The following is a 25,347-nucleotide window of genomic DNA, read 5'->3' as shown; positions in this document are numbered from 1 at the left end:
CTCGAAACCTCCGCAGTGCGATACCGCAGAACAGTTGCGACCAAATTCACTTTATCCCGAGCCGTGAAGGCGCTAGCCTGACCTCGGCGGCCGAATTCTGAAGAGGCGGAAGGCGACTGTTGCGATGGCGTTGACGGCCCTTGATCTCGGTCTGCGCGGCGCTGCCGTTGGCTTGGCTCTGATCGTCTGCGCGCTCCTGCTGCGCGATCGCCCATTCCGCACGCTGACGCTGCTGCGCATCGCCCTTTGCGTGGGAGTGGCCGCCTTCGCGATTTCGACCGCGCCGTTCTTTCCTCTGGGGAGGTTCGGCTGGACCGCGCCGCTTGTGATGCTCTTTACTGGCTTGCCGGTGATCTTCTGGTTGTGGGCGCTGGCCGTCTTCAGCAACGGATTTTCCGTGCGGCCTTACCACTTGGCGATCTGGCTGCTCGTCGCCGGGCTCGGCCTGTTCGCCTATTGCGGATCGACGGTGTCGCTGCCGCTCAGCGCAACAAGCGGCCGTCTGTTTGCCCTGGCCTCGATGGGGCTCGCCCTGCTGGCTGCGACGCAGACACTGCCAGGCTGGCGCGCCGATCTGGTTGCGGGCCACCGCAGATCGCTGATCGCCTCTTTGCTGTTGGGGACGGCGTTCTGTGTCGTCAACGCCGCCTTCGGGCTCGCCGCGATTTCTTGGGATTCCGTCAGTCTTGGTTCTGCCTTCGGTCTCGGTGTGCTGGCATTGCTCGGCGTATGGACCTCGTTTCCGCAATTCATGGCGCAACCGGCGCCGGCCGGTGCAGTTGCGCACGTCGCGCGCAATACGGCGGTGGCGGCGCGGGCCGGGTTGGCCCCGTCGAATCCGGCCTGGCTGCGGCGGTTGGACAATCTGATGCGGGTCGAGCGGGCCTATCGGCAGGAAGGCCTGACCATCGCCGCGCTGGCGGTCAAGCTCGGCCTGCCCGAACATCGCTTGCGAACGCTGATCAATCAGGACCTGGGCCACCGCAATTTCAACGCCTTCGTCAATCGCTACCGAATCGACGAGGCCAAGGCGGCCTTGGCGGATCCCAAGCAGATCGACGTTCCGATCTTGACGATTGCCCTGGATGCCGGCTTCCAGTCCGTCACGCCGTTCAACCGCGCCTTCAAGGCAGACGCCGGCGTGACGCCGACCGAATTCCGGCAGATCGCCCTCGCCGGGCGGCCGACCGGCGCCATCGCGGCGACCGATCGATCGAACTGACAATTCGATCAGGCGATTTCAGAATTCGATAAGCCTGCCTCCGACCGATCCGCCAAAATCCCCGATGACGGTAGCGATCCGGAGCGGCGCATGGCGATCGACCCCATTCATCAGTTCAATATCAGCAGCCTGTTCGTGATCGGCCATATCGGCGGACAGGAAATCTCCTTCACCAACTCGTCAGCCTACATGTTTTTGTCGGTGGCCATGATCGCGCTGGTCATGATTGGCGGTGTCGCCAAGCGGCAGCTTGTCCCTGGGCGCTTTCAATCGATGGCCGAGCTTTGTTATCAATTCGTGGCGGACATGGTCAGGAGTACCGCTGGCCCTGAAGGGATGAAATTCTTCCCGCTGGTGTTTTCGTTATTCTCATTCGTCTGCGTTTCGAACCTGATCGGGATCGTTCCCTACACATTCACGGTCTCCAGCCATTTGATCGTGACTGCCGCCCTGGCGCTGTTGGTGTTCTTCATTGTGCTGTTCTACGGCCTCTATCGGAACGGTCTGAGCTTCTTCAAGTTGTTCGTGCCATCAGGCGTTGCGGTCTATGTGCTCCCGATCGTAGTCCCGATCGAGATCCTCACGTTTCTGCTGACGCCGGTGTCGCATTCGGTGCGCCTGTTCGCGAACCTGCTTGCTGGCCATATCGCATTGAAAGTATTCGCCGGTTTTGTCGGCATGCTCGGCTCCTTCGGAGCCGTCGGCATCGTCGGCGCGGTGTTTCCGCTTGCGCTGACGGTCGCATTGACGGCGTTGGAACTGCTGGTGGCGTTTCTGCAAGCCTATGTCTTCGCCGTGCTGACCTGCATCTATCTTCGCAATGCGATCCATCCGGGCCACTGAATCCGCGCGCAGCTTTGGCGGTGATATCGGGAAATGCAGAACGGCCGCTGTTGCGGTCCGGTCGATGCCGAGCGGCACCGGCAGCTTCGATTCCGATCCAAATCCGTGACGCCGCGCGGCCAATGCCGGATCGCCTGTCGCGCACCAGAACCACCTGCCAGAAACAGCAAAACCCGGACGAGGGGCACCTCGTCCGGGTCGCTGGAGGCTTAGGTTGACTGAATCAGCGGGCGGCGGGGAATGCCGTCGCCTGAGATCGGGCAGACCTCGGCCGTATTGGTAGCGAGATTTCTAGCGCCGAAGTCTTTCCACTTTATGTCTGCGGTCGGCTCATTTTGTGCCGCCGCCATCAAAGATTGCGGCGATCCGGCGGCAATGGTTTCCAAATTTTAATGGTGTACCAAAATGGTCCGCATCATCGCGATTGCCCGCGACGGGCGCGCGCCTGTCCGCTCACGCCGCGAGGTTTTCGATGCCGTGGCGCTTGAGCAATTCGGCGAGCTGCTTGCGGGCATAGAACATCCGGGTCTTCACCGTGCTCTGCGGAATGCCGATGATGCGGCCGACCTCCTCCACCGACTTTTCGTGGTAGTAGACGAGGTTGATGATTTCGCGATGAGCCTCCGACAGCTGGGCGACGCAGGCGCGCAGAATGGCATTGGTGCGGCTGCGCTCGAGCGCGGCTTCCGGCGTGTCGGCGCCGTCGACGATCTCGAGCACGTCGGCCTGCTCGATGTCTTCGTGCCGGCGCTGGCGCAGCGAGGTCAGCGCCTTGAAGCGCGCGATCGACAGCAGCCAGGTCGACACCTGGGCGCGCCCTTCGAATTGGCCGGCGGTGCGCCAGACGTCGAGAAACACCTGGCTGACCAGATCCTCGGCCGCCGCGGCGTCGCGCACCATGCGCAGGATGAAACGGAACACCCGCAGATGATGCCGCGTGTAAAGCGTGTGCATCGCCGTGCGGTCGCCGGCGGCAATGCCGACCAGCAGCATCTCATCCGTGGTGGCCCGTGCGGCGATGATGCCCTGGCGGCTGGCGTCGTTGAGGGCAATGACGTTCTGCATGGCTGGCTCCCGTGATGCACCGCTGGACGGCTGGCTAGGAGGATTACTAGCCAGCCTCGGTTTCGGGACGTCTGCGCGAAAAGTGGAAAATGGTTTCGTCGGCCGGCCGAGATGTTTCGTTGGCGGCCCTGCGACGACACATTCGGTCGGAAATTCCGAAAATTTCAGCGATTAATTTCGCGAACTGGAAATTACGCGGGCTCTACGGCGGGCGAGAACAGATAGCCGCCGCCCCGGATGGTGCGGATCACTGCGGGTTTTGACGGGTCGGGCTCGATCTTGCGCCGGATCCGCATGATCCGCAGGTCGACGGCGCGATCGAAGGCCTCGGCGTCGCGGGCATTGGCCAGTTCCAGCAGCCGCTCCCGCGACAGCACCCGCTTCGGATTGGCGGCGAACACTTTGAGCAGGCCGAATTCGGACGCCGTCAGCGGGTGTTCATTGCCGTCGTCGTCGCGCAGCGCCTGGGCCTCGAGATCGAGCCATTTGGTGCCGAACCGCACCAGCCGATCGGTTGCCGGCGCGGCCGCGGCGGGGCCGGTCGCCGCGGCCGGTTTCGCCGGCGCGCTCCGGCGCAGCACCGAGCGGATCCGCGCCATCAATTCGCGCAGCTCGCAGGGCTTGGCGATGTAATCGTCGGCGCCGAGTTCGAGTCCGACGACGCGGTCGATCGGGCTCGCGGTCGCCGTCAGCATGATCACCGGCACATTGGTCCGCGCCTTGAGGTCGCGGATGATCGACAGCCCGTCTTCCTCCGGCATGTTGAGGTCGAGCACCACAAGGTCCGGCACCGCGGCCGCGATCGCGGCGCGCAGGCTCCTGCCGCCGTCGCACAGCGTCACGGTGAAGCCGTGCATCGACAGATAGTCGCCGACCATGTCGCGGGCCGGGGCTTCGTCGTCGACCACGACGATATGCGGGTTCTGGCTCATGACGCGGCCGCCGTCGGCAGGATGATGGTGAAGGTGGCGCCGCCGCCGGGGCCGGGACTGTCGGCGCTGACACGGCCGCCATGCATGTCGACGATCTTCTTGACGATCGACAGGCCGAGCCCGGTGGAGCTTTCGCCGGCGGTCGGCTTCGCCGACAGCCGCTGAAACCGGCCGAACAGCCGGCCGAGATCCTCCGGCGACAGCCCGGCGCCCTGATCGGTGACGCGGATCACCGAGCCGTCCTCGTTGCTGTCGACCCGCAGCGCGATGGTGCCGCCGATCGGGCTGTATTTGATGGCGTTGCTGACCAGATTGTCGATCGCCTCCCGCATCCGGTCGGAATCGCACAGCGCGATCTGCGCCGCCGGCGTCGACACCTCGATCTGCTGCTGCTTGTTCTGTGCCAGCGGCCGGTTCGCCTCGGCGACTTCGCCGACCAAAGCGGACAGATCGACCGGCTCGAGGCGGATCGAGATGTCGAAGGCGTCGGCCATCGCGTCCGAGATCAGATGGTCGACCATCGCGGTCAGCCGCCGGCTGGCGTCGCGGATATGCTCGACCTGGGCGATAATGCTCTCCTTCGAGGCGTCGGCGCTGACCAGCTCGGTCAGCATTTCGGTGCGGCCGAGAATGACGCCGAGCGGGTTTTTCAGGTCATGGGCGACGGTGCCGAGAATCTCGTTCTTGAAGCCGTTGGCGCGCTGCAGCCGCAGCCATTGCGACGACAGCCGGCGGTTGGCCTGGGTCAGCGCCCGGGTGCGCTGCGTCACCCGCTCCTCGAGCTGGGTATTGGCCTCGTGCAGCTGCTGATAGAGAATGACGTTGTCGAAGGCGATCGACAGCCGGCTGCCGAAGATTTCCACCAGCGCGCGGTCGGTGTCGGACAATTCGCGTTCGGACTGCAGCAGCACGACCACCTCGCGGCCGCTGCCGGTGCGGATATAGAGCACGGTGCGATGGTCGGCGAATTCGTGCTGGCGGCGGCGGAACGCCTCCTCGACCATCTGCCGCAGATCGGGATCGAGCGGATGCGGGCCGCCGCGGCCGATGAAGCGGCTGTAGCAGCCGGAGCCGGCCAGCACCGAGAAATCGTCGCTGGTCGCGCCGCTGTCGCGCAGCACCAGGATTCCGGCGCAGTCGACATTGAGCAGCGAGGCGATCTGCGTCAGCACGCCTTCGGCGAGCCGCTGCATCGATTTGAAATCGTACAGCGTCGAGGCCGCGTCGATGATGATTTCCAGCCCGCGCCTTGTCTGCACCATGCGCTCGAGCTGCTGGTAGCTGCGCAGCGCCGCGGTCAGCGAGGTGAACAGCTTGTCGGCGGTCAGCTCGGTCTTGGCCTTGTAGTCGTTGATGTCGTAGTCGACGATCACCCGGCGCTCCGGCGCCTGGCCGGGCTGGCCGGTGCGCAGGATGATGCGCACGGTCTCGTTCTTGATGTCGTTGCGGATGTACTCGACCAGTTCGAGCCCGGCGGCGTCGGTCTCCATGATGACGTCGAGCAGCACCGCGGCGATATCGGGATGCTGGCGCATCAGCACCTGGCCCTCGGCCGCCGAATAGGCCGACAGGATCTCGAGGCCCTGGCCGTTCAACGAATAGTCGCTGAGCGCGAACCTGGTGCCCTCATGGACCGCGTGGTCGTCGTCGATCACCGCGATCTTCCAGCGCCGCGCGTTGCACGGGTCCGGCGCCGGGCCGCTGTCTTCGATCAGCTGGAGGATGTCGTCCTGGTCGGCCATAGCAGGTTTCCGTCGATTGCTGGATCGGCGTCGCTGGTCCCGCCAGTGGCGGTCCGCGGCATGATAATGCGAAAGGTGGTGCCTTGTCCCAGCCTTGATTCCAGCATCATGCGGCCGCCGAGTTGCTGGGTCACCAGGTTGTAGACGATGTGCAGGCCGAGCCCGGTGCCGCCCTCGTTGCGCCGGGTGGTGAAGAACGGATCGAAGGCCTGGCGCTGCACCTCCGGGGTCATGCCGGCGCCGTCATCGGCGAAGATGATCTCGATGTCGTCGGCGCCGCGCGGTTTGGCCGACATCGTGATCGTGCCGGGCCGACCGTCCGGGAAGGCGTGGTTGGCGGCGTTGAGGAACAGATTGGTGAGAATCTGCCCGTAGGAGCCGGGATAGCCGTCGATCATCAGGTTTTCGGGCACCTCGATGGTGAGGCTGATCGAGGAGCGCTTCAGCACCGGCCGCAGGCTGGCGACGATCTGGTCGGTGGCCTCGTGCAGGCTGAATTGCCGGCGCTCGGCATGGGAGCGGTCGACCGCGACCTGCTTGAACGACTGGATCAGCTCGGCGGCGCGCTGCAGGTTTCCCACCAGCTGCTGGGCGGCGTCGCGGGCGCTGCGGACGAATTCCTCGAGCTGCGAGCGCCGCAGCGGCGTGGCGGATTTCAGCTCGTCCTCGAACAGGCTGGCCTTGCGGGCGAAGCTCGACGCCACCGTGAGGCTGATGCCGATCGGATTGTTGACCTCATGGGCGACGCCGGCGACCAGCCCGCCCAGCGCCGCCAGCCGCTCGGCGTCGATCAGGTTCTGCTGCGCGGCGTTGAGCTCCAGCAGCGCGCTCTCGGCCCTTTCCTTGGAGGCGCGCAAATCGTCCTCGGCGCGGCGCTTGTCGATGGCGTTTTCGCGGAACACCTCGACCGCGCGCGCCATCGCGCCGACCTCGTCGCGGGCAGTGGTGCCGGCGACGCGGCGGCCGTAGTCGCCGCCGGTAATGGCGTGCATCGACGCCAGAATCTGCTGCAGCGGCAGCCGGATGCTGAGCGCGATCACGGTCCCCACCGCCATGATGATGCCGAGGAAGATCACCGCGATCGACAGCACCTTGTGGGAGATGTCGGCCAACGTCCGGTCGAAGGTCTCCTGGGCCTTCTGCTCGCGCTGGCGCATCTTGATCGACAATCCGTCGATCGCCCCGATAGTCGCGGCCTGGCTGGCGTCGATCGAATTGCGCAAGAGGTCGCTGCGGCTGGCGAGCAGCTCCGACAATTGCTCGAGACCGTCGCGCAGCGCCACGACGCGCTCCTTCAGGCGCTGCAGCGCCATCTTCTGCAGGTCGTTGTCGGCGAGCTCGATCATCACCGGGACGGTGCGCTCGATGATGGCGGTGTTGCGGCTGGCGGTCTCGGCGGCGGTTTTCGACAGCGACAGGTAGTAGGAATTGGCCGCCACCAGCATCGCCGTGAAGGCCTCGCGCGACTTGCCGAGCGCCGGCCAGATCGGGTCCTCGCGCCGGGCGGTGGCGCCCTCGATGATCGAATACAGCCCGGCGATGTCGCGCGCCGGTCCCTGTACCTGCTTCTCATAGGTGGCGTTGATCTTGCCCTGCAGCGCGCGCAAATCGCCGAAGCCGTTGAGGAAGCGCTCGGTGACGCGTTCGAGCTGCTCGACCGAACCCGACAGGATCGGGTCGGCGGAGGCCCGCGTGCTCAGCGTGCCGAGCACGGCCTCGCGCAGCAGCAGGATCTCGGCGAACAGATCCGGGCTCGGCTGGTTGATGTAGCGGTGGATCAGGTTCTGCAGCCGCCCGGTCTCGCTTTCCAGCAAGGCCAGAATCTGGTCGGACGCCCGTACCTGGCGGACGTCGGACCAGGCCGTGCTCAGCACCTTGGCGCCGCTCCAGATCAGGCTGGCCAGCACCAGCACCACCGCGGAATTCAGCGCGACGATCGACAGGATGCGCCAGCGGATCGGTACCGCGCGCACCAGCCGGACGATGCCGTTGTCGCGCACCGCCAGCCTGGCCGGTTCGCTGCCGTCGTCCTGACGCGGTGTGACAAGTACCAATTCAGTTCATCCTGCGGATGGTTCAATCAGATCGGCGGTGCGGCGCGCCACCACGGCTCGACTGGACAGCAGCAAGTTCGATCCCATAAGCTTGGGCGAAATTCCGGATCATGACGCCCGCCAATCTAGCAGATCGGCGCGGGATGGCTATCGGGAGCGTGCGATGGCGGCGACGGTCAGAACAATCCAGCTCCCGGTCACGGTCCGGGTCGCGATCGCGAGCTTGATCGTGTTGTTGGGCGGGGCGGTGCTGCCCGGCGTCGCGGCGCCGGCGCGCGCGGCGACGCAGCTGCAATGGTGGCACGCGATGTACGGCCAGCTCGGCCGCGAGCTGGAAAAACTGGCGGCCGATTTCAACGCCTCGCAATCCGACTACCAGGTCGTGCCGAGCTACAAGGGCAACTACACCCAGACCGTGACGGCGGCGATTTTCGCGTTCCGCTCGCGCAGCCAGCCGGCGATCGTGCAGGTCAACGAGATCGCCACCGCCACCATGATGGCGGCGAAGGGCGCGGTCTATCCGGTGTTCGAACTGATGCACGACGAGCACGAGGAATTCTCGCCGGCGGCCTATCTGCCCGCCGTGACCGGCTACTATACCGACATCGACGGCAATATGCTGTCATTCCCGTTCAACGCTTCGACCCCGATCCTGTACTACAACAAGACCCTGTTTCGCGCCGCCGGCCTCGATCCCGAGGCGCCGCCCACGACCTGGCCCGAGGTCGGTGCCGCCGCCAAGCGGCTTTTGGCCGCGGGCGCGCCCTGCGGCTTCACCACGGCGTGGCCGTCCTGGGTCAATATCGAGAATTTTTCCGCCTATCACAATCTGCCGCTGGCCACCAAGGCCAATGGCATGGGCGGCATGGACGCGGTGCTGACCTTCAACAATCCGACCGTGGTGCGGCACGTGGCTCAGCTCGCCGAATGGCAAAAGACCAAGGCGTTCGACTATAGCGGCCGCGCCACCGCCGCCGAACCGCGGTTTCAGAATGGCGAATGCGGCATCTTCATCGGCTCCTCGGCGACCCGCGCCGATATTCTCGCCAATTCCAAATTCGAGGTCGGCTATGGCCGGCTGCCATTTTGGCCCGACGTCGCCGGCGCGCCGCAGAATACCATCATCGGCGGGGCGACGCTGTGGGTGCTGCGCGGTCGCCCCGGCGCCGAATATAAGGGCGTGGCGAAATTCTTCGCCTATCTGTCGCGTCCGGAGGTTCAGGCGGCCTGGCACCAGCACACCGGCTATCTGCCGATCACCCAGGCGGCCTATGATCTGACCCGCGCCCAGGGCTTCTACCAGAACCATCCGGGCACCGCGATTTCAATCGAGCAGATCACGCTGAAACCGCCGACCGAGAATTCCAAGGGGCTGCGGCTGGGCTCCTTCGTGCTGATCCGCGACGTCATCGACGACGAGCTGGAGCAGGCCTTTGCCGGCAAGAAATCCGCCCAGGACGCGATGGATGCGGCAGTGGCGCGCGGCAACAAGCTGCTGCGGCAATTCGAACGCACCAATCCGGATCAGTAAGCCCGCTCAGGCGGTCGCCGCCGCGACCCGCTCGTCCTTGTCGATGCGGCCGTCGATGATGTGGATCCGGCGCTGCATCCGCGCCGCCAGCGCCAGATCATGGGTGACCGCGACCACGGTCTTGCCGTGCAGGGTGACGAGGTCGTGCAGAATCTCGAACACCTGCGCGGTCGCCACCGAATCCAGGCTGCCGGTCGGCTCGTCGGCCAGAATCACCGGCGGATCGTTGGCCAGTGCGCGGGCGACCGCGACGCGCTGGCGCTGGCCGCCCGACAATTGATCCGGGGTCTTGCGGCGATGATCGCCGAGTCCGAACGAGGCCAGCAATTGTTCGGCGCGTTCGGTGATGGCGCCGGAGGACAACCGGCCGAGCGCGCGCATCGGCAGCGCGACGTTCTCGGTGATGGTGAATTCCGGCAGCAGGAAGTGAAACTGGAAGACGAAGCCGATCCGGCTGAGGCGAACCTCGGCGCGGTCGTCCTCGCTCATATGGGTGGTCGAGCGGCCGTCGATCAGCACGTCGCCGCGGCTCGGCAGATCGAGCAGGCCGAGCAGATACAGCAGCGACGATTTGCCGCTGCCGGACGGTCCGGTGACGGCGACGAATTCGCACGCCGCGATCGACAGGTCGATGTCCTGCACCAGCGTCACCGGCACCACTCCGGTCAGGATCTTGGTGACGCCGCGGGCCTCGACCAGGGCGCTCATGTGGCGCCCCGGATGATGTCGACCGGATGCAGCCGCGCCGCCGCGCGGGCCGGGAAATAGCCGGCGATCAGGCTCGAGATCAGCGCGAAGCTGGTGGCCAGCAGATAGTGCTTGACCGAATACAGCACCGGTAGATGGTTGTAGTCGGAAAACGGTGTCTTGAATTCCAGCGACCCCAGCCCGCGGGTCAGCAGATAGCCGAACACCCAGCCGAGCGCCGCTCCGGTCAGGCCGATCAGCAGCGCCTCGACGATGAAGATCGCCCGGATGGTATGGTCGCGAAAGCCCAGCGACTTCATGATGGCGATGTCGCGGGTCTTCTCATGGGTGATGGTGGAGATGATGTTGTAGGTGCCGAAACTGGCGACCAGCAGGATGGCGCCGACGATGGTGTACATCAGCACGTTGCGCAGCGTGATCGCCGACAGCAGGTCTTCCTGCGCCTCCTGCCAGGAGATCGACTTGTAGCCGGTCTGCTCGCCGATCCGCTCGGCGATCAGCCGCGCCGCCATCGGGTCGTCGGTGCGGACCCGGATCTCGTTGACGATGCCGGTCTGCCGCTCGAGGATCTGCGCTGTCTTCAGCAGCACATAGCCGGTGCCCTCGTCCATGGTGCGGAAGCCGGAATGAAAGGTGCCGACCACGGTGGCGTTCATATTGGCGCCTTCCGCTGACGCCAGCGTAATGTTGGAATTGACCCGGGCGCCGATCTTGGCGGCGAGCCGGTCGCCGAGCAGGATCGCGTTGGAGGAGCGATACAGCGAATTGAGCGTGCCCTGGCGCATATGGGTGGCGAGATTGGAGACGTTGATTTCGCTGCGCGGATCGATGCCGACGATCGAGATGTTGAGATTGCGCCCGGCGAAGCGCAGCAGCGCCTTGGACTGCACCGACGGCGTCAGCGCGCCCGGCACCCAGCTTTGCAGCGAGGCGATCATCGCCATCGGGTTCTTGATGCCGGGGCGGCGCACCTGCGGCGTCAGCCCGTGCATCTCGACGGCTTGATAGACCATGGTGGCGGGCTGCCTTGTCGGCTCGCGGGATTCGTCGGTGATCGAGATGTGCGGCAGCGCATCCACCAGGGTCTTGATGAAATCGTCCTGCGAGCCTTCCATCATCGCCGCCATCATGATCGAGAACCCGACCCCGGTCATCACCCCGATGATCGCCACCAGGGTCTGGCGGGCGCGGTGGCGGACATGGGTCCAGGCGATGGTGAGGATCAGGTTCATGGCGGCTGGCCCGCCTTGCTGATGCGGACCCGGGCGCCGTCCGTGATGTTGGTGGTCGCCGGCGCGGCCACCAGCTCGCCGTCGCGGACGCCGGAGACGATTTCGACAAAGCCGGTGCCGCGGATCCCGATCTCGACCTTGCGCCGCGCGACGCGGCCGTTGTCGACGACCAGCAGGCTGTCATCGACCACCGCATTGGCGGGGACCAGCACGGCGTCCTGCTTCTCCCGGCTGACGATATTGGCCTCGACGCTCATGCCGACTCGCAGCGGCGTGTCGTCCGGCAGCCCGATCCTGACCCGGAAGGTCTTGGCCACCGGATCGCCGGCCGGGGTGATCTGCTTGACCGATCCGGGCAGCACCTGATGGGCAAAGGCGTCGCTGCGCAGCAGCGCCTTCTGGCCGACCTTGACCCGCGGGATGTCTTCCTCGTTGACGTCGGCCACCACCCACAGCGGCTTTTCCAGTCCGATGCGATACAGGATGGTGCCGGGCTCGACCATGTCGCCGACCTCGCCGTCTTCCTTCAGCACGGTGCCGTCCATCGGCGCCACGATCTTGTAGTAGTCCAACCGCTGGGTCTGCGCCGCGATCTGCGCGTGGATCTGGGCCAGATCGCTTTCCGCCTTCTGATAGGCCTGCGAGGTGGTGGCGCCGCGCGCCAGCAGATGCTCCTGCCGGTCGAACTCCTTGCGCCGGAAGGTCTCCTGCGCGCGCAGATCATTCAGCGTGGCGACCGCCTCGCGGTCGTCGAGCCGCGCCAATATGTCGCCGGCCTTGACCTGCTTGCCCTCGCAGCGGCAGCGCGCGACGATGCGGCCGCGCACCAGCGGTGTCGAGCGCGACCAGGTTTCCGGCTCGACCGATCCGGTCGCATAGACGATTTCGGCGGCGGTGCCGCGCTTCACCGTCGCGACCGTGATCTCCGGCGGCCGCAGCCACCACCACGCGGCGGCGCCGCTCAGCGCGACGCCGAGGATCGCGACGGTCACGGATTTCCAGCGCGATGGGCGGCGTCGCGCCGGCGAGGGCCCGGGCTGTTCGGAGATGCTGCTCATCAATGATCAGGATCGCGGATTGGTCATTTCGGCATTGATACTCCGCAACCTAGCAAGAAACCGCCGCGACATGTTGGGCGCGCGGCCGCGCTGCGCAGCAGTCCGGCGCATGGACGGCGTGTTGTCATTCGCTCAATTCGCGCCCGCAATTACGTTGGGTACGCTGGCGCACGCATTCGCAACCTGAATTATAATTCTTGCCTTCGACGAAGCGCGCGAATTATGCTGCCTGCAAGTCTGGGAAACGGGTCTGGACGCCCAGCGGCGATGCCGCGGGCGGTCATGGGGCCTCAAAAATAATCACCAGACATAAAACCAGGAGAGGGAGAGCTACCGATGTCCGAAATCCGTCGTTTGCCGCCGATAACCCGCCGCACGCTGTTGTCGGGCGCCGCCGGCGCCGCCACGCTGGCGGTGGCTGCGCCGTTTCGCTCGCCGGCGATCGCGCAAAGCGCGCCGCTGCGGGTCGGGCTGATGCTGCCCTATACCGGGACTTATGCGAAGCTCGGCAAATTCATCGACGACGGCTTCCGGCTGCGCATCGCGCAGAACGGCGGCAAGCTCGGCGGCCGCGACGTCGAATTCGTCCAGGTCGACGACGAATCCAAGCCCGCCGCCGCCACCGACAACATGAACCGGCTGGTCGGCCGCGAAAAGGTCGATGTCGTGGTCGGCACCGTGCATTCCGGCGTGGCGATGGCGATGGTCAAGGTCGCGCGCGACACCAACACGCTGCTGATCATCCCCAATGCGGGGGCCAACGACGCCACCGGCCCGGCCTGCGCGCCGAATATCTTCCGCACCTCGTTCTCGAACTGGCAGACCACCTATCCGATGGGCAAGGTGATGGCCGGGGCCGGAATCAAGAACGTCGTCACCATCACCTGGAAATACACCGCCGGCGCCGAAATGATCGGCGCCTTTGCCGAGAGCTTCACCGCCAATGGCGGCAAGATCGTCGAGGATTTGACGGTGCCGTTCCCGGAGGTCGAATTCCAGGCGCTGATCACCCGGATCGCCTCATTGAAGCCGGACGCGGTGTTCTCGTTCTTCGCCGGCGGCGGCGCGGTGAAATTCGTCAAGGACTACGCGGCAGCCGGGCTCAACAAGACCATTCCGCTGTATGGCGCAGGCTTCCTCACCGACGGCACGCTGGCGGCGCAGGGCGAGGCGGCCGAGGGCATCAAGACCACGCTGCACTACGCCGACAATCTGCTGCACCCGGCCAATGTCGCCTTCCTCAAGGCCTTCAAGGCCAAGACCGGCAATGACGGCGACATCTATGCGGTGCAGGGTTTTGATGCGGCGGCGCTGCTCGACATCGGACTGACCGCGGTGAAGGGCGACGCCAAGGCGCGCGACCAGATGATCGCCGCGATGGCGGCGGCGAAGATCGACTCACCGCGCGGTCCGCTGTCGTTCAACAAGGCGCATAATCCGATCCAGAACATCTATCTGCGCGAGGTCAAGAACGGCCGCAACGACATGCTGTCGATCGCCCAGGCCGATGTCGACGACCCGGCGCGCGGCTGCAAGATGATTTGAATATCGGTTCGACGGACAATTGCGTCGAACCCGCATCGTCTTGGCGGAGCGTGCCAAGGAGAAGCGCCTCTCGTTCGTCCTGCCCGGCCTCGTGCCGGGCATCCACGCGTTGGCCGCAATCAAGGCGTGGATGGCCGGGACAAGCCCGGCCATGACGTCGAGAGGGCGATGATAATAACAAGCATCGCGGCTTCGGTTTCGTACGCAGTCCATGCTGCGCGCGCTCCGGAGTGACAACTTCAATGGAAGCCGAACTGAATGGACCTCATCACTTTCGGCGTTCAGCTGTTGAATGCCATTCAATACGGCATGGTGCTGTTTCTGGTCGCCAGCGGGCTGACGCTGGTGTTCGGGATTCTCGGCGTGATCAATCTCGCTCATGGCGCGTTCTATATGCTGGGGGCTTACCTCGCTTATTGGATCGCTGCCGTGACCGGCAATTTCCTGATCGCCATGCTGGCCGGGGTGGCGATCGCCTTTGCGGTCGGGCTGCTTTTGGAAAACGTCTTCATCCGCAGGCTCTATGGCCGCGATCATCTGGCCCAGGTGCTGCTGTCGTTCGGACTGATCCTGGTGATCGACGAGGTGCGCGAAATGCTGTTCGGCAAGGACGTCCACGCGGTGGCGCCGCCGGCCTGGCTCGCCGGCTCGATTCAGCTCACCGACAATCTGTCCTATCCGGTGTATCGGCTGGCGATCTGCGTGTTCTGCCTGGCGATCGCCTTGCTGATCTTCGTGGTCATCACCCGCACCAAGATCGGCATGATCGTGCGCGCCGGTGCCGAGAACCGCGAAATGATTCGGGTGCTCGGCATCAATTACGACTCGGTGAATCGCTACGTCTTCGCCATAGGAATCGCGCTGGCGGCGCTCGGCGGCATCGTGATCGCGCCGATCTCCACGGTGTTTCCCGGCATGGGCGACGGCATGCTGATCCTGTCCTTCGTGGTGGTGGTGCTGGGCGGCATCGGCTCGGTGGCGGGGGCCGCGATCGGCGCGCTGCTGATCGGCCTCACCGACACCTTGGGCAAAGTGTTCTTCCCCAGCGTCTCGGGCATCCTGATCTATCTGCTGATGGCGCTGGTGCTGCTGTGGCGCCCCAACGGCATCCTCGGCCGGCGGGAGGTCTGAGCGCGATGGCTTCCACTTTCATCGCAAGGACGGCCCGAGCGCATCTTCCCGATGCGGCCGCCGCGTGGACATTCCCTCCCCCTTGTGGGGAGGGTGGACGGCCGAAGGCCGGCCGGGTGGGGGTTCCGCGAGCACTGCGCCCGGGGCCACCCCCACCCCGGCCTCCGCGTCCGGCGATGCGATGCATCGCCGTCGCTCGGCCGACCCTCCCCGCAAGGGGGAGGGAGCCCACCGCCGCCGTGCCTGAGCGTCGGTGTCCGGCGATCGCACTGCCATGAGCCGCGCCGCGCTGAAACCATGGCTCCTCGCCGCGATGTGCCTTGCCGCCGCGATCGCGCTGCCGTTTTGGGTGCCGACCTACTACACCCAGTTCGCCAGCAAGGCGCTGATCATCGGCATGCTGGCGATGGCGCTGAATCTCGCGGTGGGGCAGGGCGGGCTGGTCTCGCTGTGCCATGCGGCGTTCTTTGGTCTCGCCGGCTACGTCCTGGCGCTGACCTCGCCGAAATATGACGCCGCCTCGCTGCTGCTGACGCTGCCGCTGGCAGTGCTGGCTTCAGCGCTCGCCGCGCTGCTGATCGGCGCTTTGGCGCTGCGCACCCGCGGCGTCTATTTCATCATGGTGACGCTGGCCTTCGGCGAGATGCTGTATTTCTTCTTTCACGACACCGGCGTGGCCGGCGGCTCCGACGGCGCCTTCATCAACGTCAAGCCGGTGATCGGCATCGCGGGGCATCAGCTGCTCGATCTCGATCGGCCGCTGGCCTTCTACTTTTTGGTGCTGGGCTTCACCGTCGCGGTGATCGCCATTCTCACCATGCTGGCGCGCTCGCCGTTCGGCCACGCGCTGGCGGCGGCGCGCGCCAATGAGCGCCGCGCCCGCTCGCTCGGCTTTCCGATCTTCCGGATCCGCCTGATTGCCTTCACCATTTCGGGGGCGCTGGCCGGCGTCTCGGGCTATCTCGCCGCGGTGCAGTTCGGCTTCGTCGCGCCTGAAATGCTGGGCTGGCATCAATCGGCGACGGTGCTGGTGATGGTGCTGATCGGCGGGCTGCAAACCGTCACCGGCCCGCTGCTCGGCGCGCTGGTGCTGATTGGGCTGGAAGAAGTGCTGAAGGCTAATCTGGCGCAATGGAAACTCGCCGAGGGGCTGATCGTGATCGCGATCGTGCTGGCGCTGCCGAATGGCGTGCGGCAGCTGTGGCCGATGCTGGTCGGGCCGCGCAAGCCGCAACCCGCGGCCCCCAAGGCCGCGCCGGAGGCCGGTCATGGCTGAGATAGCGCTGCGCGCCAAGGGTCTGCGCAAGCAATTCGGCGGCGTCCGCGCGGTGTCGGATGCGTCGATCGATGTCCATGCCGATGAGGTTCACGCCGTGATCGGCCCTAATGGTGCCGGCAAATCGACGCTGATCAATCTGCTGTCCGGTGAATTGATCGTCAATGCCGGTAGCATCATGCTGGGCGACACCGACATCACCCGGCTGGCGCCGGACCAGCGCGCTCGCGCTGGGCTGGGCCGTGCCTATCAGAAGACCACGATCTTCCCGCGCTTCACCGTGCATGAAAATGTCCGCCTCGCCGCGCAGGCGCGCTCCCGCGCGCCGCTCAAGATGTTCGGCGGCGTGGCCGGCCATGATGATATCAACCGACGCGCCGGCGCGGCGATTGCCAGCGTCGGACTGGTCGGCCGCGACCAGGTCATCGCCGATCTGCTCAGCCATGGCGAGCAGCGCCAGCTCGAGATCGCGATGGTGCTGGCGACCGATCCGAAAATCATCCTGCTCGACGAGCCGCTGGCCGGCATGGGCCAGGCCGAGGCCCGCGCCATCATCGCGCTGATCGCGGCGCTGAAAGTCGGGCGCGCGGTGCTGATCGTCGAGCACGACATGGACGCGGTGTTCGAACTAGCCGATCGGCTGACGGTGATGCATGACGGCCGCGTCATCGCCAGCGGAGCGCCGGCCGAGGTGCGGCTGCATCCTCTGGTGCGCGAGGCTTATCTCGGCAATCACGGAGACGCCGCATGAGCGCGTTGTTGCGGGCGAGCGGGCTCGACGCGTTTTATGGCGCGAGCCAGATCCTGCACGGCGTCGAGCTCGCGGTCGGGCGCGGCGAACAGGTCGCGCTGATCGGCCGCAACGGCATGGGCAAGACCACGCTGTTGCGCGCGCTGATGGGGCTGGTGCCGGATTGTCGCGGCGGGCGGGTGTTCCACGGCCACGATATCGCAGGCGCTGCGCCCGAGGCGATCGCGCGGCTCGGCGTCGCTCTGGTGCCGGAGGGGCGCGGCATTTTCGGCGCGCTGAACGTGGTCGAGAATCTCACAATGGCGGCGCGGCCAAGCGCCGACGGCCGTCTGACCTGGACGCTGCCGCGGATCTTCGAACTGTTTCCGCGCCTGCATGAGCGCCGCGCCAATGGCGGGCATCAATTGTCCGGCGGTGAGCAGCAGATGCTGACGATCGGCCGCGCGCTGATGACCAATCCGGATCTGCTGCTGATCGACGAGGCCACCGAGGGCCTGGCGCCGAAAATGGCGCAGGAAATCTGGCGCACCCTCGGGGTGATCAAGCGCGAAGGCATCGCCACCATCGTGGTCGACAAGGATTTCCGCAGCCTGTCGGCGATCGCCGACCGCATCGTGATGCTGGCCAAGGGCGCGGTGGTGTTCGACGGCGCACCCACGGCGCTCGCCGCGCAGCCGGAGCTGCTGGAGCGGCATCTCGGGGTGTGATGTGCCGTGCCCCGGACGCAGTGCATTACGCCGCGCTTGCGGCGTAATGCACTGCAGAGCCGGGGCCCCGCTGTTGTTGCCGGCGCTTGAACCGGGGTCCCGGTTCTGCGAAGCGGCACTGCGTGCCGCATCGCGCCCGGGACACGGATGCTCAGGTTCGACGGCCTATGGCCGGGCGTTACGTGCCCCGGACGCAGCGCAGTACGCCCCACCGATCAATGCGGTCATTCCGGGGCGCGAGCAGCTTTGCTGCGAGCGAACCCGGAATCTCGCTGAAGCGCTCGGCCTTGCCGCAAGATTCCGGGTTCGCTCGCCCGATGGGCTCGCGCCCCGGAATGACCGTGATGGCCGGATCAGCTTGCCAGGAAAATGAGCCAATCACACCGCCGCGTCGCGCAGGCCGAAGGCGCAGGCGTCGCGGCATAGCACTGGGGCCACCATTGCGATCAGCTTGGCGGCGGCCTGGTCGACCGGGAGTCCGGCGGTGTCGAGCACCGCGGAGGCGCGGGCGTAGAGCGGCTCGCGGCTTTGCAGGATGGTGCGTAGTTCCTGCATCGCGGCGCGGTCGTCGGCCATCGGGCGCAGATCGCCCTGGCCGCGCACCCGCGCCATGTGCTCCTCCGGATCGGCTTTGACCCAGATGCTGTAGAACGATGACAGCACCTGGTCGAAGGTCAGCGGCTCGGAGACGATGCCGCCGCCGGTCGCCAGCACCATCAATTGCTTGCGCGACAGCAGCTGGGTCAGCGCGGCCTGCTCCATGCGCCGGAAGCCCTCCTGGCCGTAGAGCGCGATGATCTCGGCGACCGACAGCCCGTTCTGCTGCTCGATCTCCTTGTTCAATTCGACAAAGCGCCAGCCGATATGGTCGGCGAGCATTTTGCCCAGCGTGGATTTGCCGGCGCCGCGCAGCCCGATCAGCGCGATGCCGAAGAACGTCGCCTCGCGACGCGCGCCGGCGCCGAGCCGCCCCAGCCCGGACAGCACGTCCTTGGCATGGGCGATCTGGACCGGCGTGGCGCGGCGGATCAGGTCGCGGATCACCGGCCAGTCGATCGTCGGATCGGTCGACGGAATCAGATCCTCCAGCGGCGTCGCCATCGCGTCCGAGACCCGGCGCAGCAGCACGATCGAGACATTGCCCTTACCGCTTTCCAGCTGCGCGATGTAGCGCTCGGAGATTCCCGAGACTTTCGCCAGCACCTTGCGCGACATCCCGCGCAGCGCCCGCATGGTGCGCACGCGCTGGCCCAGCTGGACCAGAAATTCGGTTTCGGGATCAATTGGTTCAGTCATATCGCCGGGTCGCCCGTAATGGCTGCCGAAGGGCAGACGGAAACATAATGCCGCAGCGGATTGACAGCAAGCAAGGTCAGTGGCTTCCTATGCACTATAATACAAAAAATCTGGGAGGGTTGGCCGTGGCAATCAGAAAGACCGCGCGATGCACGGCATGAGCGGCGCCGGGTCGTATAATGCGGTGAGCTGGCTGCTCGACCGCAACGTCGCCGATGGCCGCGGCGCCAAACTCGCCTTTACCGATACGATGTCCGAGCTGAGCTATGGGGCGTTGCAGACCCAGACTCGTCGGCTCGCCAATCTGCTGCGCCGGCTCGGCGTGCGGCGCGAGGAGCGGGTCGCGATGATCATGCTCGACACCGTCGACTTTCCGGTGGTGTTTTTGGGCGCGATCCGTGCCGGCATCGTGCCGGTGCCGCTGAACACGCTGCTGACCGCCGAGCAATATGCCTATGTGCTGGCCGATTGCCGCGCCCGGGTGCTGTTCGTCTCCGAAGCGCTGCTGCCAATGGTAGCGGATGTGATCGGGCAGATGCCCAATCTCGAACAGATCGTGGTGGTGGGCGACGACGCCCATGGCCACATGAAATTCTCCGATGAGATCGCGCGCGAAAGCGATGCGTTCGAGACCGTCGCGACCCATGCGGAGGAGCCGGCGTTCTGGCTGTATTCCTCGGGCTCGACCGGAATGCCGAAGGGCGTGCGCCATCTGCACGCCTCACTCGCGGCGACCGCCGACACCTATGCCAAGCAGGTGCTGGGGATTCGCGAGGACGATGTCGGGCTGTCGGCGGCGAAATTGTTCTTCGCCTATGGCCTCGGCAATGCGCTGACCTTCCCGATGTCGGTCGGCGCCACCACGGTCCTCAATCCCGAGCGGCCGACGCCGGCGACGATGTTTGCGCTGCTGCAGCGCTATAATCCGAGCATCTTCTTCGGCGTGCCGACTTTGTTCGCCGCGATGCTGAACGATCCCGCGTGCAAGGACGCCAGCGCCGGCACGCGGTTGCGGATCTGCACTTCGGCCGGCGAGGCGCTGCCGGAATCGGTGGGGCTGGCGTGGAAGGCGCGGTTCGGCGCCGACATTCTCGACGGCGTCGGCTCCACCGAGCTGCTGCACATCTTCCTGTCCAACGCGCCTGGCGACATCAAATATGGCAGCTCCGGCCGGCCGGTGCCGGGCTATCGGGTGCGGCTGGTCGACGAGGCCGGCGCCGAGGTCGAGGACGGCGAGGTCGGCGAATTGCTGGTCGACGCGCCATCGGCCGGCGAGGGCTACTGGAATCAGCGCAGCAAGAGCCGGCAGACCTTCGAGGGCCACTGGACCCGGACCGGCGACAAATATGTCCGCGACGCCGAGGGCCGCTACACCTTCTGCGGCCGCGCCGACGACATGTTCAAGGTCTCGGGCATCTGGGTGTCGCCCTTCGAGGTCGAAAGCGCGCTGATCACCCATCCGGCCGTGCTGGAAGCCGCGGTGGTGCCCGATGCAGACACCGACGGGCTGCTGAAACCGCGCGCCTTCGTGGTGCTGCGCGAGGGCAGCGCGACCGACGGGCTGTTCGAGGCGCTGAAGGAGCACGTCAAGAACAAGGTCGGCGCCTGGAAATATCCGCGCTGGATCGAAGTCGTCGAGCAATTGCCCAAAACCGCCACCGGCAAAATCCAGCGCTTCAAGCTGCGCGAGGGGGCGGGGATCTAAGCGGCAATGGCAACCCAACCCATTCTTGCGGGCCAGCATTTGGATCGCGGCGGCCGATATCTCCCTCCCCCTTGCGGGGAGGGTCGGCCGAGCGTGCTAACCGCGCGTAGCGCTGTTAGCACGTGGAGGCCGGGGTGGGGGTGCGGCGGGCACCGCGCTTGCGGCTCCCCCCACCCGACCCGGCTTCGCCGGGCCACCCTCCCCGCAAGGGGGAGGGAGAAGAGGCGCGGCGCTCGCGCCGATTCCAAGACGACGGGGTGGATGCGGCGATGACTGCGCTCGCCCCCTCCGGCTTTCTCGAGATCGGCGCCGCGCGGCTTGAATATCGCATGGTCGGGCCGTTGCCCGCCGACGCGCCGACGTTGGTGCTGCTGCATGAGGGGTTGGGGTCGGCCGGGTTGTGGGGCGAGTTTCCGGACCGGCTCGCCGCCGCTACCGGCTGCGGCGTGTTCGCCTATTCGCGCGCCGGCTATGGCGCGTCGAGCTCGGTGTCGCTGCCGCGACCGCTCGACTATATGCATGTCGAGGCGCTCAAGGTGCTGCCGCGCGTGCTCGATGCGATCGGGTTTCGGCGCGGGTTGTTGATCGGTCATTCCGACGGCGGCTCGATCGCGGCGATCTATGCCGGCGGCGTGCAGGACCACCGGATTCGCGGCGTGGTAATGATCGCGCCGCATTTCGTGGTCGAGGAGATTTCGGTGTCGTCGATCGTCGACATCAAGCAGGCCTATGAGAGCGGCGAGTTGCGCGGCAGGCTCAAGCGCTGGCACCGCGACGTCGACAACGCCTTTTATGGCTGGAACGGGGCCTGGCTCGATCCGAAATTCCGGGCTTGGGATATTTCGGATTTCCTCGCCTATATCCGGGTGCCGGTGGCGATCCTGCAGGGCGAAGACGATCATTACGGCACCATGCTGCAGATCGAGATCGCCCAGGAGGTCTGCTACTGCCCGGTCGAGGCGACGATGATCCCGGGCGCCGCGCATTCGCCGCATCGCGAGGCCGCCGAGGCGACGCTGCGCTGTGTCGCCGATTTCACCAACCGCATCCTGCAAGGGCATGGCGAGGCGGTAGCCCACTCTAACATGAACCAAAATGCATGATCTGGCACATTTAGCGCTGGACAGCGCGAAAACATGCATTATTATTCATATTCTCAAAACAACCCGAGGGATGAATCATGGCCGGTGAGGATCGCGTGCTCGCCAACGGTGCCAAATGGATCGACTTCCAGACCGATCCGTCGCGCTACCGGCACTGGTCGCTCAATGTCGAGGGCGCGGTCGCGACCCTGACGATGGATGTCGACGAGAATGGCGGGCTGTTCGAGGGCTATCAGCTCAAGCTGAATTCCTACGATCTCGGCGTCGATATCGAGCTCGCCGACGCGGTGCAGCGGCTGCGCTTCGAGCATCCGCAGGTCAAGGTGGTGCTGCTGCGCTCGGGCAAGAACCGGGTGTTCTGCGCCGGCGCCAATATCCGCATGCTGGCCGGCGCCACCCACGCCCACAAGGTCAATTTCTGCAAATTCACCAATGAGACCCGCAACGGCTTTGAGGATTCCTCGGAGCATTCCGGGCAACGCTTCATCAGTGTGGTCAACGGCACCGCGGCCGGCGGCGGCTATGAGCTGGCGCTGGCGACCGACCACATCATCATGGCGGATGACGGCTCGGCCTCGGTTTCGCTGCCCGAAGTGCCGCTGCTGGCGGTGCTGCCCGGCACCGGCGGGCTGACCCGGGTGGTCGACAAGCGCAAGGTGCGCCGCGACCACGCCGATTTCTTCTGCACCATCGAGGAAGGCATCAAGGGCAAGCGCGCGGTGCAGTGGCGGCTGGTTGACGAGATCGTGCCGAACAGCAAATTGGAGGCCGCGGTCACCGAACGCGCCGGCGCTTTCGCCGCCGGCTCAAAGCGCGACGCCGCCGGCCCCGGCATTACGCTGTCGCCGCTGACCCGCAGCATCGGCGATGACAGCATTCGCTATGGTTTCGTCAGCGTCGATCTCGACCGCGCCGCGCGCATCGCCACGATTACGATCAATGCGCCGGAGGCCGCGCCGCCGGCCGACATCGACGGCCTGATCGCACAGGGCGCCAGGTTCTGGCCGCTGCAGGTCGCGCGCGAACTCGACGACGCCATCCTGCATCTGCGCATCAACGAACTCGACACCGCGATGCTGGTGTTCAAGTCGCATGGCGACGCCGAATTGGTGCTGGCCTATGACGATTTTCTCGAGGCCAACAAGGGCCATTGGCTGGTCAACGAGATCCGGCATTACTGGAAGCGCGTCTTGAAGCGGATCGACGTCACATCGCGCACGTTGGTCACGCTGGTCGAGCCTGGCTCGTGCTTTGCCGGCACGCTGGCCGAATTGGTGTTCGCCGCCGACCGCTCCTACATGCTGATCGGCTCGCGCCAGGGCGACAACCGCGCGCCGCCGGCGCTGCAGCTGAGCGCGATGAATTTCGGCCCCTATCCGATGAGCCACGGCCTGACCCGGCTGCAGTCGCGGTTTCAGGCCGATCCCGACGACGTGACGCGCGCCCAGCAGCAAATCGGCACGGCGCTCGACGCCGAGGCGGCCGAAGCGCTCGGCCTCGTCACCTTCGCGCTGGACGATATCGATTGGGACGATGAGGTGAGGGTGTTTCTCGAGGAACGCGCCTCGTTCTCGCCCGACAGCCTCACCGGGATGGAGGCCAATCTGCGCTTTGCCGGACCCGAGACCATGGAGTCGAAGATCTTCTCGCGGCTCACCGCCTGGCAGAACTGGATCTTCCAGCGCCCCAACGCGGTCGGCGAAAACGGCGCGCTGCGCCGCTACGGCACCGGCCAGAAGGCGCAATTCGACATGACGCGGGTGTGAGCCCGCGAGCGTTGTTACCAACAGTCGCTTCAATTCGTCATTGCGAGGAGCGAAGCGACGAAGCAATCCAGTAGCCCCGTACACGACGCCCTGGATTGCTTCGCTTCGCTCGCAATGACGGCCCCGACGACGGGGTGGCACTCAGACAGACGCAAACAAGACGAACCGGGAGCGCGGCCATGAACATCATGAATGTCGACTACTCGACCAAGATCCCCAACAACGTCAATCTCGGCGACGACCGCCAGGTGCTGAAGGCGCTGGAGGGCTGGCACCCCGGATACATCGACTGGTGGAACGACATGGGGCCGGATGGCTTCCAGCAATCGCTGGTCTATCTGCGCACCGCCTATTCGGTCGATCCGCGCGGCTGGGCCAAATTCGACTACGTCAAGATGCCGGACTATCGCTGGGGCATTCTGCTGGCGCCGCAGGAGGAGAACCGCACGATTCCGTTCGGTGAACATTTCGGCGAACCGGCCTGGCAGGAAGTGCCCGGCGAATATCGCGCGATGCTGCGCCGGCTGATCGTGATCCAGGGCGACACCGAGCCGGCCTCGGTGGAGCAGCAGCGCCATCTCGGCAAGACCGCGCCGTCGTTGTACGATCTGCGCAATCTGTTCCAGGTCAATGTCGAGGAAGGCCGCCATCTGTGGGCGATGGTGTATCTGCTGCAGAAGTACTTCGGCCGCGACGGCCGCGAGGAGGCCGACGGGCTGCTGCGCCGCCGCTCCGGCGACGCCGATGCGCCGCGCATGCTCGGCGCCTTCAACGAGGCGACGCCGGACTGGCTGTCGTTCTTCATGTTCACTTACTTCACCGACCGCGACGGCAAGATGCAGTTGCACTCGCTGGCGCAATCCGGCTTCGATCCCTTGTCGCGCACCTGCCGCTTCATGCTGACCGAGGAAGCCCACCACATGTTCGTCGGCGAGACCGGCATCAGCCGCGTGATCCAGCGCACCTGCGAGGCGATGCGCGAAGCCGGCATCGACGATCCGACCGACATCGCCCGGGTGCGCGCGCTCGGCGTCATCGACCTGCCGACGATGCAGAAGAAGCTCAATCTGCACTACACGCTGTCGCTCGACCTGTTCGGCTCGGAAGTCTCGACCAACGCCGCCAACGCCTTCAATTTCGGCATCAAGGGCCGCTATCACGAGACGCAAATTCAGGACGACCATCGGCTCAATAACGACACCTATCCGGTGCTGAAGCTGGTCGACGGCGTGATCAAGCGGGTCGACGAGCCGGCGCTGACCGCGCTCAACATGCGGCTGCGCGACGACTACACCCAGGACTGCGTCAAGGGCATGCTGCGCTGGAACAAGGTGATCGCGACCGCCGGCTATGACTACAAGCTGACGCTGCCGAATGTCGCGTTCCATCGCCAGATCGGCGAGTTCAAGGACGTCCACGCCACGCCCGACGGCGTGCTGATCGACGACGCCACCTGGGCGGCGCGCCAGACCGACTGGCTGCCCTCGGTGGAGGATGGCGATTTTATCGCCAGCCTGATGAACCCGGTCAGCGACCCCGGCGCCTACGCGTCCTGGATCTCGGCCCCGAAGGTCGGCATCGACAACAAGCCCGGCGATTTCGAATATGTGAAGATCGAGACCTGAGCCTTCGGCGTTGGGCCAATAGGCTCACTGCCGGGCGTCGCCCCCACCCCACCCC

General features: G+C 65.6%; 20 protein-coding genes. 12 read left to right on the top strand and 8 right to left on the bottom strand.

Annotated elements, in window-relative coordinates:
• Window positions 1–124 precede the first annotated feature (124 nt).
• Window positions 125–1,222, top strand: a complete 1,098-nt coding sequence (locus RBJ75_RS18465) for a helix-turn-helix domain-containing protein (protein WP_044414557.1) — start codon at window positions 125–127, stop codon at window positions 1,220–1,222.
• A gap of 90 nt (window positions 1,223–1,312) precedes the next feature.
• Window positions 1,313–2,065: a F0F1 ATP synthase subunit A gene (locus RBJ75_RS18460; RefSeq protein ID WP_044414558.1), complete on the top strand. Its 753-nt coding sequence runs from the start codon at window positions 1,313–1,315 to the stop codon at window positions 2,063–2,065.
• A 453-nt stretch (window positions 2,066–2,518) separates the two neighbouring features.
• Here the strand turns inward: RBJ75_RS18460 and RBJ75_RS18455 are convergent, their stop codons facing one another.
• The 4 genes from RBJ75_RS18455 to RBJ75_RS18440 form a co-directional block, all read right to left on the bottom strand.
• Window positions 2,519–3,130: a sigma-70 family RNA polymerase sigma factor gene (locus RBJ75_RS18455; protein ID WP_044414559.1), complete on the bottom strand. Its 612-nt coding sequence runs from the start codon at window positions 3,128–3,130 to the stop codon at window positions 2,519–2,521.
• 191 nt (window positions 3,131–3,321) lie between these two features.
• Window positions 3,322–4,062: a response regulator gene (locus tag RBJ75_RS18450; RefSeq protein WP_044414560.1), complete on the bottom strand. Its 741-nt coding sequence runs from the start codon at window positions 4,060–4,062 to the stop codon at window positions 3,322–3,324.
• Window positions 4,059–5,804 (bottom strand): DUF3369 domain-containing protein, encoded by a 1,746-nt coding sequence (locus RBJ75_RS18445; RefSeq protein WP_044414561.1) that lies wholly within the window; start codon window positions 5,802–5,804, stop codon window positions 4,059–4,061. Before RBJ75_RS18445 ends, RBJ75_RS18450 begins: the two co-directional genes overlap by 4 nt.
• Window positions 5,774–7,804 (bottom strand): sensor histidine kinase, encoded by a 2,031-nt coding sequence (locus tag RBJ75_RS18440; RefSeq protein ID WP_234707469.1) that lies wholly within the window; start codon window positions 7,802–7,804, stop codon window positions 5,774–5,776. The genes RBJ75_RS18445 and RBJ75_RS18440 overlap by 31 nt, the downstream gene beginning before the upstream one ends.
• A gap of 217 nt (window positions 7,805–8,021) precedes the next feature.
• Here RBJ75_RS18440 and ugpB point away from each other — a divergent pair, with 217 nt between their 5' ends.
• On the top strand, window positions 8,022–9,389 hold the full coding sequence (gene ugpB, locus RBJ75_RS18435) for a sn-glycerol-3-phosphate ABC transporter substrate-binding protein UgpB (protein WP_276156692.1): 1,368 nt from the start codon (window positions 8,022–8,024) through the stop codon (window positions 9,387–9,389).
• A 6-nt stretch (window positions 9,390–9,395) separates the two neighbouring features.
• On the opposite strand, the gene RBJ75_RS18430 is transcribed toward ugpB, so the two are convergent.
• The 3 genes from RBJ75_RS18430 to RBJ75_RS18420 are packed head-to-tail and all read right to left on the bottom strand — an operon-like array spanning window position 9,396 to window position 12,387.
• On the bottom strand, window positions 9,396–10,097 hold the full coding sequence (locus RBJ75_RS18430) for an ABC transporter ATP-binding protein (protein WP_044414949.1): 702 nt from the start codon (window positions 10,095–10,097) through the stop codon (window positions 9,396–9,398).
• Window positions 10,094–11,329: an ABC transporter permease gene (locus RBJ75_RS18425; RefSeq protein ID WP_044414951.1), complete on the bottom strand. Its 1,236-nt coding sequence runs from the start codon at window positions 11,327–11,329 to the stop codon at window positions 10,094–10,096. The genes RBJ75_RS18430 and RBJ75_RS18425 overlap by 4 nt, the downstream gene beginning before the upstream one ends.
• On the bottom strand, window positions 11,326–12,387 hold the full coding sequence (locus RBJ75_RS18420) for an efflux RND transporter periplasmic adaptor subunit (RefSeq protein WP_052629007.1): 1,062 nt from the start codon (window positions 12,385–12,387) through the stop codon (window positions 11,326–11,328). Before RBJ75_RS18420 ends, RBJ75_RS18425 begins: the two co-directional genes overlap by 4 nt.
• Window positions 12,388–12,723: 336 nt before the next feature.
• On the opposite strand from RBJ75_RS18420, the gene RBJ75_RS18415 reads away from it, so the two are divergent.
• The 5 genes from RBJ75_RS18415 to RBJ75_RS18395 all read left to right on the top strand — a co-directional run bounded on the left by RBJ75_RS18415 (window position 12,724) and on the right by RBJ75_RS18395 (window position 17,797).
• Window positions 12,724–13,932, top strand: coding sequence for an ABC transporter substrate-binding protein (locus RBJ75_RS18415; protein WP_276156691.1), 1,209 nt, complete (start codon window positions 12,724–12,726; stop codon window positions 13,930–13,932).
• 258 nt (window positions 13,933–14,190) lie between these two features.
• On the top strand, window positions 14,191–15,063 hold the full coding sequence (locus tag RBJ75_RS18410; RefSeq protein WP_044416777.1) for a branched-chain amino acid ABC transporter permease: 873 nt from the start codon (window positions 14,191–14,193) through the stop codon (window positions 15,061–15,063).
• Window positions 15,064–15,337: 274 nt separating this feature from the next.
• Window positions 15,338–16,339, top strand: a complete 1,002-nt coding sequence (locus tag RBJ75_RS18405) for a branched-chain amino acid ABC transporter permease (RefSeq protein WP_044417557.1) — start codon at window positions 15,338–15,340, stop codon at window positions 16,337–16,339.
• Window positions 16,332–17,090, top strand: coding sequence for an ABC transporter ATP-binding protein (locus RBJ75_RS18400; protein ID WP_276156407.1), 759 nt, complete (start codon window positions 16,332–16,334; stop codon window positions 17,088–17,090). Before RBJ75_RS18405 ends, RBJ75_RS18400 begins: the two co-directional genes overlap by 8 nt.
• Window positions 17,087–17,797 carry an ABC transporter ATP-binding protein gene (locus RBJ75_RS18395; RefSeq protein WP_044413487.1) on the top strand — a complete coding sequence of 237 codons (711 nt, stop codon included), beginning with the start codon at window positions 17,087–17,089 and terminating at the stop codon, window positions 17,795–17,797. The genes RBJ75_RS18400 and RBJ75_RS18395 overlap by 4 nt, the downstream gene beginning before the upstream one ends.
• Window positions 17,798–18,175: 378 nt before the next feature.
• Here RBJ75_RS18395 and RBJ75_RS18390 read toward each other — a convergent pair whose 3' ends face one another.
• Window positions 18,176–19,093, bottom strand: coding sequence for a helix-turn-helix transcriptional regulator (locus RBJ75_RS18390; RefSeq protein WP_044411558.1), 918 nt, complete (start codon window positions 19,091–19,093; stop codon window positions 18,176–18,178).
• 148 nt (window positions 19,094–19,241) lie between these two features.
• Between RBJ75_RS18390 and RBJ75_RS18385 the strand changes: the two genes are divergently transcribed.
• The 4 genes from RBJ75_RS18385 (at window position 19,242) to boxB (ending at window position 25,292) form a co-directional block, all read left to right on the top strand.
• Entirely contained in the window at window positions 19,242–20,798 is a 1,557-nt protein-coding gene (locus RBJ75_RS18385) for a benzoate-CoA ligase family protein (protein ID WP_080901033.1), read from the top strand.
• 269 nt (window positions 20,799–21,067) lie between these two features.
• The gene (locus RBJ75_RS18380; RefSeq protein ID WP_044414759.1) at window positions 21,068–21,901 is read left to right on the top strand and encodes an alpha/beta fold hydrolase; all 834 of its coding nucleotides are present in this window, start codon (window positions 21,068–21,070) and stop codon (window positions 21,899–21,901) included.
• Between the two features lie 77 nt (window positions 21,902–21,978).
• Window positions 21,979–23,667 carry a 2,3-epoxybenzoyl-CoA dihydrolase gene (boxC, locus tag RBJ75_RS18375; RefSeq protein ID WP_044414753.1) on the top strand — a complete coding sequence of 563 codons (1,689 nt, stop codon included), beginning with the start codon at window positions 21,979–21,981 and terminating at the stop codon, window positions 23,665–23,667.
• A gap of 188 nt (window positions 23,668–23,855) precedes the next feature.
• Complete coding sequence (boxB, locus tag RBJ75_RS18370; protein ID WP_044414757.1) at window positions 23,856–25,292, top strand: benzoyl-CoA 2,3-epoxidase subunit BoxB; 1,437 nt, start codon at window positions 23,856–23,858, stop codon at window positions 25,290–25,292.
• Window positions 25,293–25,347 lie beyond the last annotated feature (55 nt).

The organism is Rhodopseudomonas sp. BAL398 (assembly GCF_033001325.1).
Classification (GTDB): domain Bacteria; phylum Pseudomonadota; class Alphaproteobacteria; order Rhizobiales; family Xanthobacteraceae; genus JARJEH01.
This window is presented reverse-complemented; position numbering and strand designations above follow the sequence as displayed.

What these genes read in the sequence shown, in the direction of transcription:
- RBJ75_RS18405 (WP_044417557.1), top strand. Translation starts at nt 15,338, where the DNA reads ATGAGCCGCGCCGCGCTGAAACCATGGCTCCTCGCCGCGATGTGCCTT.
- RBJ75_RS18450 (WP_044414560.1), bottom strand. Translation starts at nt 4,062, where the DNA reads ATGAGCCAGAACCCGCATATCGTCGTGGTCGACGACGAAGCCCCGGCC.
- RBJ75_RS18380 (WP_044414759.1), top strand. Translation starts at nt 21,068, where the DNA reads ATGACTGCGCTCGCCCCCTCCGGCTTTCTCGAGATCGGCGCCGCGCGG.
- boxC (WP_044414753.1), top strand. Translation starts at nt 21,979, where the DNA reads ATGGCCGGTGAGGATCGCGTGCTCGCCAACGGTGCCAAATGGATCGAC.
- RBJ75_RS18425 (WP_044414951.1), bottom strand. Translation starts at nt 11,329, where the DNA reads ATGAACCTGATCCTCACCATCGCCTGGACCCATGTCCGCCACCGCGCC.
- RBJ75_RS18395 (WP_044413487.1), top strand. Translation starts at nt 17,087, where the DNA reads ATGAGCGCGTTGTTGCGGGCGAGCGGGCTCGACGCGTTTTATGGCGCG.
- RBJ75_RS18390 (WP_044411558.1), bottom strand. Translation starts at nt 19,093, where the DNA reads ATGACTGAACCAATTGATCCCGAAACCGAATTTCTGGTCCAGCTGGGC.
- RBJ75_RS18465 (WP_044414557.1), top strand. Translation starts at nt 125, where the DNA reads ATGGCGTTGACGGCCCTTGATCTCGGTCTGCGCGGCGCTGCCGTTGGC.
- RBJ75_RS18385 (WP_080901033.1), top strand. Translation starts at nt 19,242, where the DNA reads ATGCACGGCATGAGCGGCGCCGGGTCGTATAATGCGGTGAGCTGGCTG.
- RBJ75_RS18430 (WP_044414949.1), bottom strand. Translation starts at nt 10,097, where the DNA reads ATGAGCGCCCTGGTCGAGGCCCGCGGCGTCACCAAGATCCTGACCGGA.
- RBJ75_RS18445 (WP_044414561.1), bottom strand. Translation starts at nt 5,804, where the DNA reads ATGGCCGACCAGGACGACATCCTCCAGCTGATCGAAGACAGCGGCCCG.
- RBJ75_RS18410 (WP_044416777.1), top strand. Translation starts at nt 14,191, where the DNA reads ATGGACCTCATCACTTTCGGCGTTCAGCTGTTGAATGCCATTCAATAC.
- RBJ75_RS18460 (WP_044414558.1), top strand. Translation starts at nt 1,313, where the DNA reads ATGGCGATCGACCCCATTCATCAGTTCAATATCAGCAGCCTGTTCGTG.
- RBJ75_RS18415 (WP_276156691.1), top strand. Translation starts at nt 12,724, where the DNA reads ATGTCCGAAATCCGTCGTTTGCCGCCGATAACCCGCCGCACGCTGTTG.
- ugpB (WP_276156692.1), top strand. Translation starts at nt 8,022, where the DNA reads ATGGCGGCGACGGTCAGAACAATCCAGCTCCCGGTCACGGTCCGGGTC.
- RBJ75_RS18455 (WP_044414559.1), bottom strand. Translation starts at nt 3,130, where the DNA reads ATGCAGAACGTCATTGCCCTCAACGACGCCAGCCGCCAGGGCATCATC.
- RBJ75_RS18400 (WP_276156407.1), top strand. Translation starts at nt 16,332, where the DNA reads ATGGCTGAGATAGCGCTGCGCGCCAAGGGTCTGCGCAAGCAATTCGGC.
- RBJ75_RS18420 (WP_052629007.1), bottom strand. Translation starts at nt 12,387, where the DNA reads ATGAGCAGCATCTCCGAACAGCCCGGGCCCTCGCCGGCGCGACGCCGC.
- boxB (WP_044414757.1), top strand. Translation starts at nt 23,856, where the DNA reads ATGAATGTCGACTACTCGACCAAGATCCCCAACAACGTCAATCTCGGC.